Genomic DNA, 20,016 nt, shown 5'->3' with positions numbered 1-20,016 from the left:
GCGCACGGTCAGCACCAGCCCGGCGCGGCGGGCGCGGCTGACCAGCTGGATGGAGTGGATGCTGTCGCCGCCGAGCTCGAAGAACCCGTCCTCGGCCCCCACCGGTCGCGGCAGCCGCAGCACCTCGGCGAACAGCTCGCACAGCACGGCCTCGCGGTGGGTGCGCGGCGCACGCCCCGGTGTCGCGGTGACCTCGGGCTCCGGCAGCGCGGCGCGGTCCAGCTTCCCGTTGGCCGACAGGGGCAGCGCGTCGAGGACGACGAACGCCGACGGCACCAGGTAGTCGGGCAGCCGGTCCGCGAGGAACGCGCGGACCGGGTCGCGGTCGAGGGTCGCGCCCGGCGACGGCACGAGGTAGGCGACGAGCCTGCCCCGCCCCGACGCGTCCGCGCGCACCACGACCGCCGCGCGGCTCACGCCCGGGAACCCGCCGAGGACGGCCTCGACCTCACCGGGCTCCACCCGGAACCCGCGCAGCTTCACCTGGTCGTCGCCGCGCCGGACGTAGTGCAGCACCCCGTCCCGCAGGCGCACCAGGTCGCCGGTGCGGTACGCGCGCGAGCCGGGCGGTCCGCCGGGGTCGGCGACGAACCGCTCCGCGGTGAGACCGGGCAGACCCAGGTAGCCCCGGGCCAGTCCCGAGCCGGCGATGTGCAGCTCGCCGACCACACCGGGCGGCACGGGCCGCAGCCGGGCGTCGAGGACCTTCAGCACGACACCGTCGAGCGGGACGCCGATCGGCACCGCGGCCGGGTCCGGGTCGCCGGGTCGGACCGCGTGCGAGCTGGCGAAGGTGGTGGTCTCGGTGGGCCCGTAGCCGTCGACGACGGTCAGGGCGGGGAAGCGGGCGCGCACCCGCCGCACCGCTTCGGCGGGGACCACGTCGCCACCGGTCCACAGCTCGACCACCCCCGCGAGGCACTCCGGCTCCTCGTGGGCGACGAGCTGGAACACGGCGGCGGTGAGCCACAGGGCGGTCACCCGGTGCTCGGCGACGACCACCCGCAGCGTCGCGACGTCCAGCTCGCCGGGCGGTGCCACGACGACCTCGCCGCCCGACAGCAGCGGCACCCAGAGCTCGTACGTGGAGGCGTCGAAGGCCGGCGGCGAGTGCAACAGGACCCTGCGGTGCGCGTCGCCGCGCCAGCGGCTGTCGGCGGCCAGCTCCAGGACGGCGCGGTGGGTGACCGCGACGCCCTTGGGCACACCGGTCGACCCCGAGGTGTGCATCACGTAGGCCAGGGCGTCCGGTCCGGCGGTGAGGTCGACGTGGGCGGCCTCGCGGACGGGGTCGTCCGCGGCGACGGTGATGGCGGGCACGGTGATGGTGGGCAGCCCGAGCAGGTCCGCGACCCCCGCGTGGGCGGGGTCGACCACCACGGCCGCGGCGCCGGTCGACCTCGCCAGGGACCGCACCGCCGCGGGCGGCGCGCCCTCGTGCACGGGGGCGTAGGCGGCCCCCGCGGCCAGCACGCCGAGGAGGGCGACGACGGCCTCCGGCGAGCGGTCCGCGGCCAGCAGGACCCGGTCCTCCGCGCCGACGCCCGCGGCGCGCAGCGCGTGCGCCACGGCCGCGGCCCTCGCGGCCAGGTCGCCGTAGGTGAGCACCCGCGACCCGGCCCGCAGCGCGACCCGGTCCGGGTGGAGCCGGACCCGGGCGTGGAAGGCGGCCGGCAGCGAACGGGCCACCTCGGCGGCGGGGCGGTGCGCGCCCGCCCAGGCCGCGAGCAGCTCGCGGTCCTCGTCCGTGCGCAGGTCCAGGTCGGTGACGGGGCGGTCGGGGTCGGCGGTGGCGGCGGTGACCAGGCGGACCAGGCGCCCGGCCAGGGCGGTGGCGGTGGCCCGGTCGAACAGGTCCGTGGCGTAGCGCAGCACCCCGTCGTACCCGGCGGGCCGCCCGTCCTCGGCCGACCTGCGGGCGAGGGCGAACGCCAGGTCGAACACCGCGGTGCCGGCCCGCACGACCACCGGCGACGCCGTGAGGCCGGGTACCGCGCCGAACGCGTCCGCGGTGGCGTGGTGCTCGCCGTCCTCCTCCACGGTCAGCACCACCTGGCACAGCGGGTGGCGAGCGGTGGACCGCTGCGGTGCCAGCAGGTCCACCAGCCGCTCGAACGGCACGTCCTGGTGGTCGTACGCCTCCAGGTCGGTCGCGCGGACCCTGTCAAGCAGCGCCCCGAACCCCGGGTCGCCCGACAGGTCGGTGCGCAGGACCAGGGTGTTGGCGAAGAACCCCACCAGGTCCTCGACCGCCGCCTCCGACCGGCCGGCCACCGGGACGGCGATCGCGACGTCGGTGCCCGCGCCGTGGCGGGAGAGCAGCGCGGCGACGGCGGCGTGCACGACCATGAACACCGTCACGCCGCGGGCGCGGGCCAGGGCCTCGACGCGGGCGTGCACCCCGGGGTCGAGCGCGAACCCGACAGTGTCGGCCTCGGGTGACCGGACGGCGGCGCGGGGCCGGTCCAGCGGCAGGGCGGTCTCCTCCGGCAGACCCGCCAGCCGTGCCCGCCAGTGCTCGACCTGCGGGGCGAGCGGCGACGTCGGGTCGTCCTCCTCGCCCAGGAGGGCGGCCTCCCGCAGCGCGTGGTCGGCGTACTGCACGGGCAGCGCCCGCCACACCGGTGCGCCGCCGTCCCGCCGGGCGCGGTACGCCGTGACGAGGTCCCGGGAGAGCGGGCCGAGGGACCAGCCGTCGACGGCGATGTGGTGCAGCACGAGCAGCAGCACGTTGTCCACTTCGGACAGCCGGAGGAGCGTCGCCCGCAGCGGCAGGTCGCGCGCCAGGTCGAACGGGACGAGCGCCTCCCGGGTCAGGTCGTGGTCGAGCCGGTCGGGTGTGGTGCCGAGGACGGTCAGCCCGGGCGCGCCGGTCTCCGGGACGAGCTGGTGCGGCCCGTCCGCGTCCTCGGGGAAGGTCGTGCGCAGCACCTCGTGCCTGGCCGCGACGTCGGCCAGCGCGGCGCGCAGGGCGGGCAGGTCCAGGGCGCCGGTCAGGCGGACGGCGACCGGCACGTGGTAGCTCGCGGCGGACCCGCCGAACTGGTGCAGGAACCACATCCGCCGCTGGGCCGCGGACAGCGGGAGCCGCTCCGGGCGGGGGCCGGCGGCCAGGGCGGGTCGGGCCGCGCCCGCGCCGGCCAGGCGCGCGGTGAGCCCGGCGGGGGTGGGCGCGTCGAACAGGTCGCGCACCGACAGGTCGACGCCCAGGGTGGCGCGCACCCGGTTGACCAGCCGGGTCGCGAGGAGCGAGTGGCCGCCCAGCTCGAAGAAACCGCCGTGGGCCCCGACCTCGTCCAGGCCCAGCACCTCGGCGAACAGGCCGCACAGGATCTGCTCGCGCGGGTCCCGCGACCCGCGGTCGGCGGGCGCGGCGGTGCGGGCGGGCGCGGGCAGCGCGGCGCGGTCCAGCTTGCCGTTGGCGGTGAGCGGCAGCGCGTCGAGCACCACCACGGCGGAGGGCACCATGTGCTCGGGCAGCGCGGCGGCCAGGTGCGCCCGCAGGTCGGCCGGGCGCGGCGCGGGTCCGCGCGGCACCGCGTAGGCGACCAGTCGGGGGTCGCCCGGCCGGTCCTCCCGGACCACGGCCGCCGCCGCGGCCACGTCCGGGTGGGTGCCCAGCAGGGCGGCGACCTCGCCGGGCTCGACCCGGAAGCCCCGCAGCTGCACCTGGTCGTCGACGCGGCCGAGGTACTCCAGCTCGCCGTCGGCGGTCCAGCGGGCCAGGTCGCCGGTGCGGTACATGCGGGTGCCCGGCGACCCGTGCGGGTCCGCCACGAAGCGGTGGGCGGTGAGGTCCGGGCGACCGAGGTAGCCGCGGGCGATCCCGGCCCCGGTCACGTACAGCTCGCCCGCCGTCCCCGGCGGCACCGGTTCGAGGGCGGGGCCGAGCACGGCGGTCCCCAGGTGCGGCAGGGGGCGGCCGACGAGGCTGGCCGGCCCGGTGTCGGTCGGTGCGAGGTCCCGGGCGGTGACGTGCACGGTGGTCTCGGTGATCCCGTACATGTTGACCAGGCGGGCCGCCGTGCCGCGGGCCCGCCACCAGGTGGCGAGCCGGTCGAAGGCCAGTGCCTCGCCGCCGAAGACGACCAGCCTGACCGCGAGCCGGCCACCGGCCCCCGCTTCGGCCTCGGCCGCGACCTCGGCCGCGAACTGGTCGAAGGCGGACGGCGTCTGGCTCAGCACCGTCACGCCCTCCTCGGCGACGAGCCGCCGGAAGTCGCCGGGCGAGCGGCTCGTGCCGCGCGGCACGACGACGACCCTGCCGCCGGTGAGCAGCGCGCCCCAGATCTCCCAGACCGAGAAGTCGAACGCGGCGGAGTGGAACCAGGTCCACACGTCGGTGTCGGTGAGCCCGAGGTCGTCGGCGGTGGCGCGGAGCAGGCGGACCACGTTGGCGTGCGGCACGACGACGCCCTTGGGCGTTCCGGTCGAGCCGGAGGTGAAGATGACGTAGGCGGGGTGGTCGGGGTGGGGCCGCACCGGCTCCGCCTCCGCCCCTCCCGGCTCGTCGACCAGCAGTGACGGCAGGTCCCCCGGCAGCAGCGGGCGGGAGGCCGCGTCCGTGACCACCAGGAGCGGGTCGGCCAGGTCGAGCACGGCCGCCAGCCGGGCGGGCGGGTGGTCCAGGTCGAGCGGCAGGTAGGCCGCGCCCGCCTTGAGCACCGCGAGCAGCGCCACCACCAGGTCGGCCGACCGGGGCAGCGCCACCGCCACCACGGCCTCCGGACGGGCGCCGCGGGCGGCGAGCTGCCGGGCCAGCCGGTCGGAGCGGCGGTCCAGCTCGGCGTAGGACAGCCGCGCGGTGCCGTCGGTGACCGCGGTGGCGTCGCCGCGGCGGGCGGCGAGCCGGGCGAACAGCGCGGGCACCACGTCGGGTTCGGCGATCCGCGCGGGCGGGGCGAGCAGGGCGCGGCGCTCGGCCGAGGACAGCAGGTCCACGGTGCTGACGCGGCGGTGCGGATCGTCGGCGGCGCCCCGCAGCAGCAGGAGGAACCGGTCCACCAGCCGCCGTGCCGAGCCGGGGTCGAACAGGTCGTGGGCGAACTCCAGCTCGCCGTCGACCCCGCCGCCGGGCCGTTCGGCCAGGGTGAGCACCAGGTCGAACTTCGCCGAGTCCGACCGGACCGGTTCGGCCACCGCCGCGTGCCCGCCGAAGCGGGCGGGCGGGCCGACGTGCCCGGGGTCGTTGACGGTCAGCACCACCTGGCACAGGGGGTGGCGGGCGGTGGACCTCGGCGGGTTCAGCACCTCGACCAGCCGTTCGAAGGGCACGTCCTGGTGGGCGTAGGCGTCCAGGTCGGTCTCCCGCACGCGGGCCAGGAGGTCCGCGAACGTCGGTTCGCCGCCGGTGTCGACGCGCAGCACCAGGGTGTTGACGAAGAACCCGACGAGGTCTTCGACGGCGGGGTCCACGCGCCCGGCCACCGGGGTCCCGATGGGGACGTCCGTGCCCGCGCCGACCCTGGTGAGCAGGGCGGCCAGGGCGGCGTGCGCGACCATGAACAGCGTGGCGCCGTGGTCGCGGGCCAGCGCGCGCAGCGCCTCGTGGTCCGCGCGGTCCAGGGAGAACGGGACGGTACCGCCGCGGTGGGACGGGGAGGTGGGCCGGGGGCGGTCGGTCGGCAGCGCCGTCTCGGGCGGCAGCCCGGCCAGGACCGAGCGCCAGTGCGCGAGCTGGCTCGCGATCGGGCTGTCCCGGTCGTCCTCGTCCCCGAGGCCCTCCAGCTGCCACAGGGTGTGGTCGGCGTACTGCACCGGCAGCGGCGCCCAGTCGGGGGCCCGCCCGGCGAGGCGGGCGGTGTAGGCGGTGTCGAGGTCGCGCAGCAGGGGCCGCAGCGACCACCCGTCGGCGGCGGCGTGGTGGAGCACCAGCAGCAGGACGTGGCCGTCGCCGCCCGCGTCGACGAGGGCCGTGCGCAGCGGGAGGTCCGCGGCCAGGTCGAACGGCCGGGCCGCCAGGTCCGCGAGCAGGTCCCCCAGGTGGTCCGGGTCGCACGTCCGCACCGCGAGCTCCGGTCGGGCGTCGGCGAGCACCCTCTGGTGCGGGCCGTCGGCGTCGTGGGCGAGGACGGTGCGCAGCGCCTCGTGGCGGGCGGCCACGTCGGCGAGCGCGGCCTCCACGGCGGCGGCGTCGAGCGGCCCGGACAGCCGCAGCGCGGCGGACAGGTGGTAGGCGCCGCCCGCGTCGAGGCGGTCGAGGAACCACAGGCGCTGCTGCGCGGGCGAGGCGGGGACGCGGTCGGGGCGGGGTCGGCGGGTGAGCGGGGGCCGCGCGGCCGACGCGCCGGGCAGGAACGCCGCGAGCGCCGCCGGTGTCGACGCGTCGAACAGCTGCCGCACGCCCAGGTCGACCCCGAGCACGGTGCGCACCCGGCCGACCAGCCGGGTGGCGAGCAGCGAGTGGCCCCCCAGGGCGAAGAACCCGTCGTCCGGGCCGACCGCGGGCACCCCGAGCACCTCCGCGAACAGGTCGCGGAGGGCCGCCTCGCCGGGGGTGCGCGGCGCCCTGTCCACCGGGACGTGCTCGGCGGGGGCCGGCAGCGCGGCGGTGTCGAGCTTGCCGTTCGGCGTGACCGGGAACCCGGCCACGTCGACCACGGCCGCGGGCACGAGGTGCGCGGGCAGCGTCGCCGCCAGCGCGGCGCGCGGGTCCCCGACCGCGTCGGCGTCGCGCACGACGTACCCCACGAGCGAGGGCGCGCCGGTGCGGTCGGGCCGCACCACCACGACGGCCCGCCGCACACCGGGCAGCGCGGCGAGCGCGGCTTCGACCTCGGCGGGTTCCACCCGGGCGCCGCGGACCTTGACCTGGCGGTCGGCGCGGCCGAGGTAGCGCAGCGCGCCGTCGTGGTCGACCCGGACCACGTCGCCCGTGCGGTACATGCGGGCGCCGGGAGGTCCGTCCGGGCAGGCGACGAAGCGCTGCGCGGTCAGGTCCGGGCGGTGCGAGTAGCCGCGGGCCAGGCCCGCGCCCGACACGTACAGCTCGCCCGCGGTGCCGCGCGGCACCGGGCGCAGCCAGGCGTCGAGGACCCGCACGCCGACGCCGTCGACCGGTTCGCCCAGCGGCGGGACGACCGCGCCGCGCAGCGGCCCGCTCATGGTGGCGCACACGGTGGCCTCGGCGGGCCCGTACGCGTTGACCAGCACGTGGTCGGCGGACCACCGCTCGACCAGCGCCGCGGGGCACTCCTCCCCCGCGACCACCAGCACGACCCCGGCGGGCACCTCGTCCCCGGACACGGCGGCGAGCACCGAGGGGGTCAGCGTGACGTGGGTGACGGCGAACCCGGCCAGCGCGCGGGCCAGCGGCGCGCCGGGCGCCAGCCGGTCCCGGTCGAGGAACACCGCGGCGGCCCCGGTCGCCAGGGCGGTCCACAGCTCGGCCACCGCCGCGTCGAAACCGGGTGAGGCCACCTGGAGCACCCGCGACGACGGCCCGATCCCGAGCCGGTCGGCCTGCGCCAGCGCCAGGTTCGGGATGCCCCGGTGCGGGACCACCACGCCCTTGGGCGCGCCGGTGGACCCGGAGGTGAGGATGACGTAGGCCGCCGCGTCCGGCCGGACCTCCACGTCGGGGCCGCGGTCGCGGTGCCCCGCGCGCCCGGCGGCGTCGAGCAGCACGAGCCGGTCGGCCGGCAGCCCTGTCGCGAGCGCGGCGGTGCCGAGCACGAGTGCCGGCCGGGTGTCGGCGAGCACCTGGAGGACACGTGCGGTGGGGTGGTCGGGGTCGACGGGCAGGTAGGCGGCACCCGCTTTGAGGACCGCCAGCACCGCGACGGGGAACAGCTCGCCGCGCGGGAGGACGAGCGCGACGACGTCCTCCGCGCCCAGGCCCCGCCCCACCAGTTCCGCCGCGAGGTGGTTGGCGCGGCCGTCGAGGTCCGCGTAGGACAGGGTGCCGGAGTCGGAGAGCACCGCCGGGGCGTGCGGCGCGGCGGCCACCCGTGCCGCGAACAGGTCGAGCACGGTGCCGCCGGCGCGCGGTGGGGTCGACGCGGGGGGTGCCTGCGGGAGCACGAGCCCGGCCGGTCGGACGCGCTCGCGCCCGGCGATCGCGCGCAGGGTCCGCAGCAGCAGCCCGGCCACGGCGCGGGCCCGTTCGTCGTCGACGGCGTCCGGCCGGGCGTCGAGGCGGAACCCCAGCCGGGGGCCGGGCGTGACGGCGAGGCCCAGCGCGTGGTGCGTCGCGTCGTGCCCGCCGACCGCCTCGATGCGCAACCCGGCGGTCGCGGCCGGTCCCTCGGCGTCGACCGGGTAGTTCTCGAACACCACGGAGGTGTCGAACAGCTCCCCGAGGCCCGCGGCCCGCTGGATGCCGGCGGTGCCCAGGTGGTGGTGGTCCAGCAGCGCGGCCTGGTCGCGGTGCGCCTCGGCGAGCAGGTCGGCGGTGGGGGCGCCGGGGCGCAGCCGGAACCTCACCGGCACGGTCTCGATGAACAGGCCGATCATGTCCCGCGCGCCGGGCAGGTCGGCGGGCCGGCCGGACACGACGGCGCCGAACACGACGTCGGTCCTGCCGGTGAGCGCGCCGAGCACCAGCGCCCAGGCGAGCTGGACCGCGGTGCTGACGGTGACGCCCTCGGCGCGCGCGAGGTCGGTCAGCGCGGCGGTCGTCGGCGCGTCGAGCGCGAACCGCAGGGGGCGGGGCGGTTCGGCGGTGACCACGCCCGGCTCGCCGACGAGCGTCGGCCCGTCGAGGTCCGCGAGCGCGTCGCGCCACGCGGCGGCGGCGGCCTCGGCGTCCTGCTCGGCCCGCCACCGCAGGTAGGCCCGGTAGGGCGGCGCGAGGTCGGGTTCCCGCCCGGCGCAGGCGGCGAGCAGCGCCCGCACGACGAGCGCCGTGGACCAGCCGTCGAGCACGGCGTGGTGGGCGGTGAGCACGAGCCGGTGCCGGTCGACGCCCGTCCTGAGCAGGGCGCCGCGCACCAGCGGCGGGTCGGCCAGGTCGAACGGCGCGGTGCGCTCCTCCTCGGTCACCGCGTCCGCGGCGTTCGCGCGGTCGGGTTCGGGCGTGGCGGTCAGGTCGACCACCCGCCACCTCGCCCCGACCGCCGCGGGCACGGCCGCCACGGGCGTGGACAGGTCGGCGTGCCGCAGGCCCGCCCGCAGGTTGGGGTGCTGGTCGAGCAGGTGGGCGAGCGCGGCGCCCGGCCGCTCGGCGTCCAGCTCCCCCACCAGGTCCAGGTGGACCTGGGTCGTGTAGACGTCGGCGTCGGCGCCCACGGAGGCGCGGTGGAACAGCAGCCCCTCCTGCGTCGGGGTCAGGGGCAGCACGTCCTGCGCGTCGGCGAGCCGGTCGACGTCGGCCTGGGTCAGCCGGACCAGCGGCAGGTCGGACGGGGTGCGCCCGCCCGCGCCCGGCAGCCGCACCAGGGCGGCGAGGCCGTCGAGCACCGCGTGGAACAGCGCGGACAGCTCGGCGACGTCGGTGTCGGACACCAGCCGCGCGGCCCAGGTCCACGTGCTGTCCAGCTCGGGACCGCCCGGCCCGTCGAAGACCACCACGTCCAGGTCGATCTCGTGCGCGAGCGGCAGGTCCTCGTGCGCGCGTCCGCCGACGCCCGCCCACGCGGGCAGCACGTCCCAGTCCCGGCCGCCGTCTGCCGCCAGCCTGCCGAGGTAGTTCACGCCCAGCGGGGGTGTGCCCAGGGGGGCGAGCGCCGCCCGCCCCTCGTCGTCGAGGTGGCGCAGCACGCCGTGGCCGACGCCCCGGCCCGGCACCGCGCGCAGCTGCTCCTTGACGCGCTTGAGCGCGCGGTCGAGCGCCCGCCCGCCCGCGAGGTCGCCGGCGCGCACCGGTCCGGCGTCCAGCCGCACCGGGTGCAGCGAGGTCAGCCAGCCGACGGTGCGGTCCAGGTCGCCGTCCTGCCGGCCGTGGCCCTCCACGTCGACCAGCACCGGGTCGGGGGTGCCGCGCCAGAGCCGCACCGCGACGGCGAACGCGGTGAGCAGCACCTCGTCGACGCCCGCGTGGAAAGCGCGGGCGACGTCCCCCACCAGTGCGGTCGTGGTGGCGGTGGGCAGGCGGTCGCGCCGGCGACCCGCGGTGGCGTGCCGGTCCAGCGCGGGGTCGAGGCGTCGCGGGGGCGCGTCGCGGAGGACGTCGACCCAGTGGGCCAGTTCCGCGCGGTGGGCGGCGGCGCCGGCGTGCAGGTGCTCGGCCCACCGGCGCAGCGCCGTCCGGACCGGGGGCAGCGGTTCCCCCGGGCGGTCGACGGCGACGGCCAGGTCGGGCAGCAGGACGCGCCAGGACACCCCGTCCACGGCGTAGTGGTGGATCGCGAGCAGGAAGGCACCGGGTCGGGCGGGGCCGCGGTCGAAGTGGACCGCCGCGACCACGCGCCCCTCGGACGGGCTCAGCGCGCGCCTCGCCCGGTCCGCCTGCTCCTCGACCACGTCGGCGAACGCGGCGCCGGTCAGGGCGGAGGTGTCCACGGCGACCGGGTCGGGGACGGGCACGCCCGGCGGGCGCACGCGCAGCCCCTCGGGCCCGCCCGTGAGGCGCAGCGCCTCGTGGTGGTCGGCCAGGCGCCGCACCGCCTCGGCCAGGTCGGCGGTCCGGACCCCGGCGGGCGCCCGGACGACCAGGACCTGCGCGAACCCGTCCACCGGGCCGCCGAGCGCCGACAGCCAGCGTTGCATGGGGAACGGGGCCAGCGGGCCGGACGGGGCCGGGGCGGGGCGCGGTGCGGGCTCCGCGGACCTCGCCAGCGCCGCGAGCGCCTCGACGGTGCGCGCCTCGAAGATCTCGCGCGGGGTCAGCGCCAGCCCGGCGCCGCGGGCCAGGCCGACCAGTTGCAGGGACAGGATGCTGTCGCCGCCGAGCGCGAAGAAGCTGTCCTCGGCCGACACCCCCGGCACCCCGAGCACCTCGGAGAACAGGTCGGCGAGCGCCGCCTCGACCGGTGTGGCGGGCGGGCGGCCCGACCGACCGGTCACGACGGGCGCGGGGAGCGCGCGTCGGTCGAGCTTGCCGTTCGGGGTGGTGGGCAGCGCGTCGAGCAGCACCACCGCCGTGGGCGCGGCGTGCTCGGGCAGCCGCGCGGCGGCGTGCGCGACCAGGTCGGCGGGGTCGGGGGCGGCCCCCGGGTCCGGCACGACGTAGGCGACCAGGCGCGGGCTGCCCGGGTGGTCCTCGCGGACCACCACCGCGCAGGCCGCGACGCCGGGGTGCGCGGCGAACACCGCCTGGGCCTCGCCCGGCTCGACGCGGACGCCGCGGATCTTGACCTGGTCGTCCGCGCGCCCGAGGAAGTCCAGTTCCCCGTCCGGGCGCAGGCGGGCGATGTCGCCGGTGCGGTAGAGCCGGGACCCGGGCGGGCCCGCCGGGTCGGCGACGAACCGCTGCGCGGTGAGCGCGGCGCGGCCGTGGTACCCCGTGGCCAGGCAGGCACCCGCCAGGTACAGCTCACCGGGCGTCCCGACGGGCACGGGGCGCAGGGCGGCGTCGAGGACGCGCGCGGTGGTGTTCCGGATGGGGCGCCCGATCGGCACCGGCCCGGTGTCGGCCGGGTCGCAGGCGTGCGCGGTGACGTCCACCGCGGCCTCGGTCGGGCCGTAGAGGTTGTGCAGCGGCACGGGCAGCAGGGCGTACCACCGCGCGCGCAGGTCGGCGGTCAGCTCCTCGCCGCTGCACACGACCCGGCGCAGGCCGGTGCAGTGCCGCGCGCCGGGCACGTCGAGGAAGGCGCGCAGCATCGAGGGCACGAAGTGCGCGATCGTGATCCCCTCGGCGCGGATCAGCTCCGCCAGGTGCTCCGGGTCCCGGTGGCCGCCGGGCCGGGCCACGACGAGCAGTGCGCCCTGGACCAGTGGCCAGAAGAACTCCCAGACCGACACGTCGAAGCCCGCGGGCGTCTTCTGGAGGACCCGGTCGTCGGCCTCCAGCCGGTACTCGTCCTGCATCCACAGGAGCCGGTTGACGATGGCCGAGTGCGGGACGACCACGCCCTTCGGCCGGCCGGTCGACCCGGAGGTGTAGATCATGTAGGCCGGGTCGCCCGGCGCGGGGACGGGCAGGACCACGCCCGGCGCCGGTTCGCCGGCCGGTTCACCGCCGGTCGGTTCACCGCCGCCCGGTTCGCCGCCGGTCGGGTCGACCACCGGCACGGACACCGGCGGCAGGGCGACCGCCGGCGTCGTGACCACCACCGCCGGGCGGGCGTCGTCGAGCAGGAGCGCCACGCGCTCGGCCGGGAGTTCCGGGTCGACCGGCACGTAGGCGGCGCCGGCCTTGAGCACGCCGACGAGGGCGACCACGAGGTCCAGCCCGCGCGGCAGCGCCACGGCGACGAACCGGCCGGGCCCGCCACCCGCCGCGACCACCCGGGCCGCGACGGCCGAGGCGCGGTCGTGCAGCTCGCGGTAGGTCAGGGTGGTGCCGGCGGAGCGGACCGCGGGCGCGTCCGGCGTCCGGGCGCACCGGTCGTCCAGGAGCGCGGTGAGCGTCGTCGGCGGGAGCGGCGCGGTCGGGCCGTCCAGCGCGGCGAGGCGCCGCCTGTCGCCCGGGGCGAGGAGGTCGCCGCGGGCCAGCGGGCGGTCGGGCGCGGAGAGGACCAGGCGCAGCGCCCGCAGCAGCAGGGCGGCCAGGTCGCCGGCGCGCGCCGGCGGCACCAGGTCCGGGCGGTGGTCGAGGCGGAACGAGATCGTCGCGCCGGGCACCACGACCAGGGTCACCGGGTAGTGCGTGGCGTCGTGCCCGCCCACCCCGGTGATCGACAGGCCCGAGGCGGCGGCCAGGTCGTCGAGCGCCCCGCGGTCGTAGGGGTAGTTCTCGAACACGAGCACGGTGTCGAACAGGTCGCCGCCGGCCAGGCGCTGGAGGTCGGCCAGCCCGACGTGGGTGGCCGACGAGCGGTCCGCCTGCTGCCGCTGGAGGGTGGTGAGCAGGTCGGCCGCGGTGCGCGCCGGGTGCGCGTGGACGGGCACCGGGACGGTGTTCGCGAGCAGGCCCACGACGTCCGCGACGCCGGCCAGCTCCGGCGGCCGGCCCGCCACCGCAACGCCGAACGCCACGTCGACCCGGCCCAGCAGGTGCCCGAGCGCGAGCGCCCAGGCGCCCTGCACGACGGTGTTCACGGTGAACCCGCGGGCGCGGGCGAAGGCGACCACCTCGGCGGACCCGGCTTCGCCCAGGTCGAAGCGGACGGCGCGGGGCGGCTCGGTGGACCGGGCCCCGGGCGCCGCCAGCAGCGCGGGTTCGCCGGCGGCGGCCAGCACGGGCCGCCACGCGGCGAGCGCGGCGGCGTGGTCGCGGGTGCCCAGCCAGCGCAGGTGGTCGGCGTGGGTCCGGGCGGGCGGCAGCACGCGGCCCGCGTAGGCGGCGAGCAGGTCCCGCAGCAGGACCGACAGCGACCAGCCGTCCACGAGGAGGTGGTGCAGGGTGAGCAGCAGCCGGCACCGGTCGCCGTCGCCGCGCACCAGGGCGCAGCGGACCAGCGGTGCGGTGTCCGCCGCGAACCCGGTGGCGCGCTCCTGCTCGGCGACCCGGTCGAACCCGGCGGAGACGACCTCCCGCAGCGGTACCCGGACGTCGTCGCGGATCACCTGCACGGGCTCGGCGCGCCCGGCGTGGCGGAACTCCGCCCGCAGGGCCGGGTGCCGGCGCGCCAGCTCGTCCAGCGCGGAGCGCAGCCGGGCGGCGTCCACCGCGCCGTCGACGTCGACGTGGACCTGGATCGTGTAGACGTCGCCGCCCGCGCCCTCGTAGAGGTGGTGGAACAGCAACCCCTCCTGCAACGGCGTGAGGGGCAGGACGTCCTCCACGCCGGGTTCGGCCCGCAGTGCCGGGTCGTCGCGCCCGGCCGGCCCGGCGGCGGCCGGCGGCTCCCCGGTCCCGGCGGCGGTCGGCGGTTCCCCGGCCACGTCGGCGGCCACCGACGCCAGGTCGGCGACGGTCGCGCGGCTGAACACGTCCCGCTCGGACAGCACCAGCCCGCGCTTCCGGGCCGCGGCGACCAGGCGCATGGCCAGGACGCTGTCGCCGCCCAGGGCGAAGAACCCGTCGTCCACGCCCGCGTCCGGCACGCCCAGGACCTCCGCGACCAGGGCGAGCAGCAGTGCCTCGCGCGGCGTGGCGGGTGCGCGGCCGGGACCGGGGGCGGGGAGGTCCGGCGCGGGCAGGGCCCGCCGGTCCAGCTTGCCGTTCGGCGTGGTGGGCAGGGTGTCGAGCACGACGAACGCGGCGGGCACCGCGTGGCCGGGCAGCCGGGCGGCGGCGTGGGCCGCCAGGTCCGCGGGCTCGGCGGCGCCGGTGGTGTAGGCGACGAGCCGGGGCGTTCCGGGGACGTCCTCGCGGAGCACGACGGCCGCCGCGCCGACCGCCGGGTGCGCCCGCAGGACCGCCTCGACCTCGCCCGGCTCGATGCGGAACCCGCGCAGCTTCACCTGGTCGTCGATCCGGCCGAGGAAGGCCAGCTCGCCGGTCGGCAGCCACCGCACCCGGTCGCCCGTGCGGTACATCCGCCGCCCGGACCGGTCGAACGGGTCCGCGACGAACCTCGTCGACGTCAGCGCGCCGCGCGCCAGGTAGCCGCGGGTGACGCCGGCCCCGGCGATGTAGAGCTCACCGGGCACCCCGACCGGCACCGGGCGCAGCCGCTCGTCGAGCACGTGCACCCGGGTCCGCGCCAGCGGGCCGCCGATGGAGGGCAGGTCCCCGCCGCGCACGGGGGCGCTGGTGGACCACACGGTGGTCTCGGTGGGCCCGTACACGTTGAGCACCGACGCGGCGCGCGCGGCGAGCCCGTCCGCGACACCGGCGGGCAGCGCCTCGCCGCCCACGAGCACGCGCAGCCCGTCGACCGCGGCGGGCTCGCTCGCCAGCACCACGTCCCACAGGGTGGGCGTCGCCTGCGCGACCGTGACGCCGCGGCGCTCGACGAGGGCGCGCAGGGCCGCCGGGTCTCGGACGTCGCGCTCCTCCGCGAGGACGACCCGGCCGCCGGAGGTCAGCGGACCGAACAGCTCCAGCACCGAGATGTCGAACCCCACCGTCGTCACCGCCAACCACCGGTCCGACGACGACAAACCCAACCGCACCCGCATGTCACCCAACAGGTTCGCCACGTTCCCCCGCGACACCACCACACCCTTCGGCCGACCCGTCGACCCCGACGTGTAGATCACGTACGCGGCCTGGTCCGGCAGCACGGCCCGGTCCGGCGGCACGGCGCCACCCGGGGTCGGCGCGCCGGTCCCCCGGGACAGCTCCGCCATGACGCCCTCGGTGACCACGAGCGCGGGGGCGGCGTCGGAGTGCAGGAACGCCAGTCGTTCCGCGGGCAGCCCCGCGTCGAGCGGCAGGTAGGCGCCGCCGGCCCGCCAGACCGCGAGGAGCGCCACGACCAGGTCCACCGACCGGGGCAGCACCACCCCGACCACGGACTCGGCGCCCACGCCCCGGGCCCGCAGCCCGGACGCCACCCGCTCCACCCGCCCGAGCAGGTCCCCGTACGTGATCTCGGCCCCGCCGCACACCACGGCCACGGCGGCGGGGTCCTGCGCGAACACCGAGTCCAGGACGTCGGGCGGCGTGCCGGGGACGGCGGTGTCGTTCCACGTCACCCGCAGGAGGTGGGCCTCGTCGGCGTCGAGCAGGTCCAGCTCGCCGATCGGCCGGTCCGGGTGGGCGGCGCCCTGCTCCAGCACGCGCACCAGCCACCGCGCCAGGCGGCGGGCGGTCCCGTCGTCGAAGAGGTCGCGCGCGAACTCCAGGGTGAGCGCCAGCTCCCCGCCCCGGTCCACGAAGGTCGCGGTCAGGTCGAACTTGGCGGTGCCCGTGCCGACGGTGGCGGCCGAGGCGGACAGGCCGGGCAGCGCGTCGAAGGCGCGCAGCGCGGCGTCCTGCTCGACGTTGAGGGCGAGCACCACCTGGAACAGCGGGTGCCGGCCCAGCGACCGCTCGGGGGCGACCTCCTCCACGACGCGCTCGAACGGCACGTGCGCGTGGTCGTAGGCGTCGAGGTCCACGTCCCTGGCGCGGTCCACCAGCTCGGCGAACGAGGGGTCGCCCGAGGTGTCCAGGCGCAGCACCAGCATGTTCAGGAAGACCCCGACGACGTCGTCGACGGCGGGGTCCGGCCTGCCCTCCACGGGTGCCCCGACCGTGACGTCGTCGCCCGCGCCGGTCCGGCTCAGCAGCGCGGCCAGCGCCGCGTGCAGCACCATGAACAGCGTCGCGCCCCGGTCCGACGCGAGCGCGGCCAGCCGTCGCCGCAGCGGGGCGGGTACCGCGGCGGTGACCTCGCCACCGCGGTACGAGGCCACCGCCGGGCGGGCCCGGTCGGCGGGCAGCGCGAGTTCGGCGGGCAGGTCCGCGAGGCGGTCCCGCCACCACCCCGGCCCCCCGTCCGCGTCGGTCGCGGCCAGTTCGTGCTGCCAGAGCGCGTAGTCGGCGTACTGCACGGGCAGGGGCCGCCAGTCGGGCGCCCGCCCCTCGGTGGCGGCGGTGTAGGCGGCCACCAGCTCGTGGGTCAGCACGGTCAGCGACCGCTCGTCCCCCGCGATGTGGTGCAGGACCAGCAGGAGCACGTGCGCGCCGCCGGGCTCGGTCAGCAGCCAGGCGCGCAGCGGCAGGTCCGCGGCGAGGTCGAACGGGCGGCGGACCAGGTCCGCGGGGGCTTCGCCCGGTCCCGGGTCCGCCACGGCGAACCGGGGCTGCGCGAGCACCACCTGGTGCGGTCCCCCGGCGTCCTCCGCGATGACGGTGCGCAGCGCCTCGTGGCGGTCGAGCACCAGGCGCAGCGCGGTGCCCAGCGCGGCGCGGTCGAGGTCGCCGGTCAGCCGCACGGCCACCGGGACGTGGTAGGCGGCCCGGTCGGCGGTGAGGCGGTCGAGGACCCACAGCCTGCGCTGCGAGGAGGACAGCGGCACCCTCGTGCCCGGGGTGCGGGGCGTGATCGGCGGCCTGCCGGTGGCAGTGGGGGCGAGGCGGGCGGCCAGCGCGGCCACCGTCGGCGCGTCGAACACCTCCCGCAGGCCCAGCTCCGCCCCGAACACCGCGCGCACCCGGCCGACGAGCCGCAGCGCCAGCAGGGAGTGGCCGCCGGCGGCGAAGAAGTCGTCGTCGGCCGACACCGCGGGCACACCGAGCACCTCGCGGAACAGGCCGGCCAGCGCCTCCTCGCGCGGTGTGGCCGGCGCGCGGCCCGTGCCCGCGGCGCGCTCGGGCGCGGGCAGCGCGGCCCGGTCCACCTTCCCGTTGGGGGTGAGCGGGAACGCGTCGAGCACCACCAGCGCGCTGGGCACCAGGTAGTCCGGCAGGACCGCGGCGACGTGCGCGCGCACCTCCGCGGCGGACACCGGCGCGGTCGCGGTGAGGTAGCCGACCAGGCGCCGGTCGCCGGGCCGGTCCTCGCGGACCACCACGTGCGCCGCGCCCACGGCGGGGTGCCCGGCCAGCACGGCGGCCACCTCGCCCGGCTCGATGCGGAAGCCGCGCAGCTTGACCTGGTCGTCGGCGCGGCCGAGGAACTCCAGCACTCCCCCGTCGGTCCAGCGCACCAGGTCGCCGGTCCGGTACGCCCGGCTCCCGGCGGGGCCGTGCGGGTCGGGGACGAAGCGCTCGGCGGTGTACCCCGGTCGGCCCCGGTAGCCGCGCGCGAGGCCCTCCCCGGCGAGGTACAGCTCGCCGGGCGCGCCGGGCGGGACCAGTCCCAGTCGGGTGTCGAGGACGCGCACGCGCACGCCGTCGAGCGGCAGTCCGATCGGGACGGTGCCCGAAGGGCCGGAGAGGGGTGCGGCGGGGGGCACGGTGTGCTTCAGCGCGAACGTCGTGGCCTCGGTCGGACCGTAGCCGTTGACGACGGTCAGGTCCGGGCAGGCCGACAGGACGCGCCGGACCGCCCCCGCCGGGACCGCCTCGCCGCCCGCCCACACCTCGCGGGCGCCGGCGAACGCGGCCGGGTCCTGCTCGGCGATCAGCTGGAACAGGGCGCTGGTGAGGAACATCCCGGTCACCCGGTGCTCGGCGACGGCCCCGGCGAGACCGGCGGCCGTGAGCTGCCCCGGCGGGGCGAGCACGACCCGGCCGCCGTTGAGCAGCGGGACCCACAGCTCGTAGGTGGCCGCGTCGAAGGTGTGCGGGGAGTGCAGCAGGACGCGGTCGTGCGCGCCGCCGCGGAACGCGCCGTCGAGGGCCAGCGCGACCACGTCGGCGTGGGTGACGGCGACGCCCTTGGGCTCGCCGGTCGACCCGGAGGTGTGGATGACGTAGGCGAGCCGGTCGGGATGCCCGCCGGTGGGGCGGGGACCCGGGTCCCCGGCCTCCTCGCGCGGGTCGTCCGCGGCGACCACCGGCGCGTCGAGGCCCGCGGCCTCGGCCGCGGTGGCCGCGTCGGCGACCACCGCCACGACGTCCCGGGCGAGCCGCCGTTGGTACGCGGCCGGGCTGCCCGCGCGCAGCGGCAGGTACGCCGCGCCCGACTTGGCCACCGCGAGGGTCGCGACGACCAGGTGGGCCGACCGGTCGAGCAGCAGCGCCACCGAGCGCTCCGGGCCCGCGCCCGCGGCGCGCAACCGTGCGGCGAGGCGGTCGGAGGCGGCGTCGAGTTCGGCGTAGGTCAGCGACCCGCCGGACCAGGCGACCGCGGTCGCGTCCGGCAGGCGGCGGGCCACCGCGCGGAAGTGGTCCGGCAGGTCCGCGCGCCCGGCCGGGGCCGGTGCGCCGCTGCCGAGGTCGAGCAGGCGTTCCCGCTCGCCGGGGAGGAGCGGTTCCGCCCGGCCGACCGGGGCGTCGGGTGCCGCGAGCAGCGCGCGCAGGAACCCGAGGAAGCGGTCCAGGTGGGCGGCGGCCTCGGCGGGGCTGTGGAGCCGGTGGTTGGCGTCGAGCACGACCCGCACGCCGCCGGGCGCGCCGGGAGAGCCGAAGAAGGTGACGGCGACGTCCGCGACCGGCGGCGTGGACAGCTGCACCGGCCGGGCCTCGTGCCCGGCGAACCGGGGCGTCATGTCGAACGACAGGATGTTGACGAGCACCCGGGCCGGCGCGTCGCCGCCGCGCTCGCGGCGCAGGTCCTCGCCGCGGTGGCGCTGGTGCCGCGCGGCCGACGCGAGGGCCGCGGCGGTGCGGGTGACGACGTAGGCGAACGGGTCGGACGGGCGCACCGCCGTCCGCACCGGCAGCTCGTTGGCCAGCATGCCGGGCGTGTTCAGCGCGGTCCGGGTGAGCCTGCCGGTGAACGGCACGGCCAGGGAGACGTCGTGCGCGCCGGTGAGGCGGTGGACGTACGCGGCCACGGCGGCGGTGAGCACGGCGGACGTGCGGGCGCCGCACCGCGTCGCCACCTCCGCCAGCCGCGCCTCCTCCTCGGCGGAGAGCCGGGCGCGGTGGCGCACCGGGCTCGACGACGGCGCGGCGGTGCGACCGCCGAGACCGGTGGGCGCGGGTTCGCCCGCCAGGGCCGTCGCCCAGTACTCGCGGTCGCGCTCGGCGCGCGCCGACCGGCGGTAGGCGTCCTCCTCCTCCACGAGGGCGGCGGGCGGGTGGAACGACGCGGGCGGCGGCGACGCGTTCCCGACCAGCGCCGTGTAGACCTCCGCGAGCCTGCGCCAGTACAGGGCCTGCCCGAAGCCGTCGACGGCGATGTGGTGGCAGCGGAAGTAGTACAGGTGCCGGTCGGGGGCGAGGCGCAGCAGCGCGTGCGCGGCGACCGGCCCGCGCGCCAGGTCCACCACCCGGTCCAGGTCGGCCCGCATGTGCGCGACGGCGGCGGCTTCGTCGGCGGCGTGGACGACCGGGACGGGCACCGGTCCCGCGGGAACCTCCTCCTGCCACACCCCGTCGGCGTCGGCGACGAACCTGGCGCGCAGCGCCGGGCACTCGGCGACGGTCGCGGTGACCGCCCGCCGGAACAGCTCCGGGTCGACCGGGCCGTCGATGTCGAGGTAGAAGCCGATGGTGTAGGCCGTGTCGGCGGGCGCCAGCTGCTGGGCGGCCCACACCTCCGCCTGGGCCGCGGTCAGGGCGTGTCGAGCGGTCAGGGCGTGTCGAGACGTGCCGGTGCTGGGCAT

General features: G+C 78.3%; 1 protein-coding gene (only partly in view). It reads right to left on the bottom strand.

What is annotated here, in order from left to right:
- Positions 1-20,016 carry the 5' portion of a non-ribosomal peptide synthase/polyketide synthase gene (locus ACRAKJ_RS14140; RefSeq protein ID WP_447008968.1) on the bottom strand. It extends 1,560 nt beyond the left edge of the window, so 20,016 of the gene's 21,576 nt are visible here — the first part of the coding sequence; it begins with the start codon at positions 20,014-20,016; its stop codon lies off the left edge, out of view.

Source organism: Saccharothrix sp. DSM 118769, assembly GCF_052936295.1.
The sequence above is the reverse complement of the archived record's forward strand: the minus strand, read 5'-3'. Positions and strand labels throughout refer to the sequence as shown.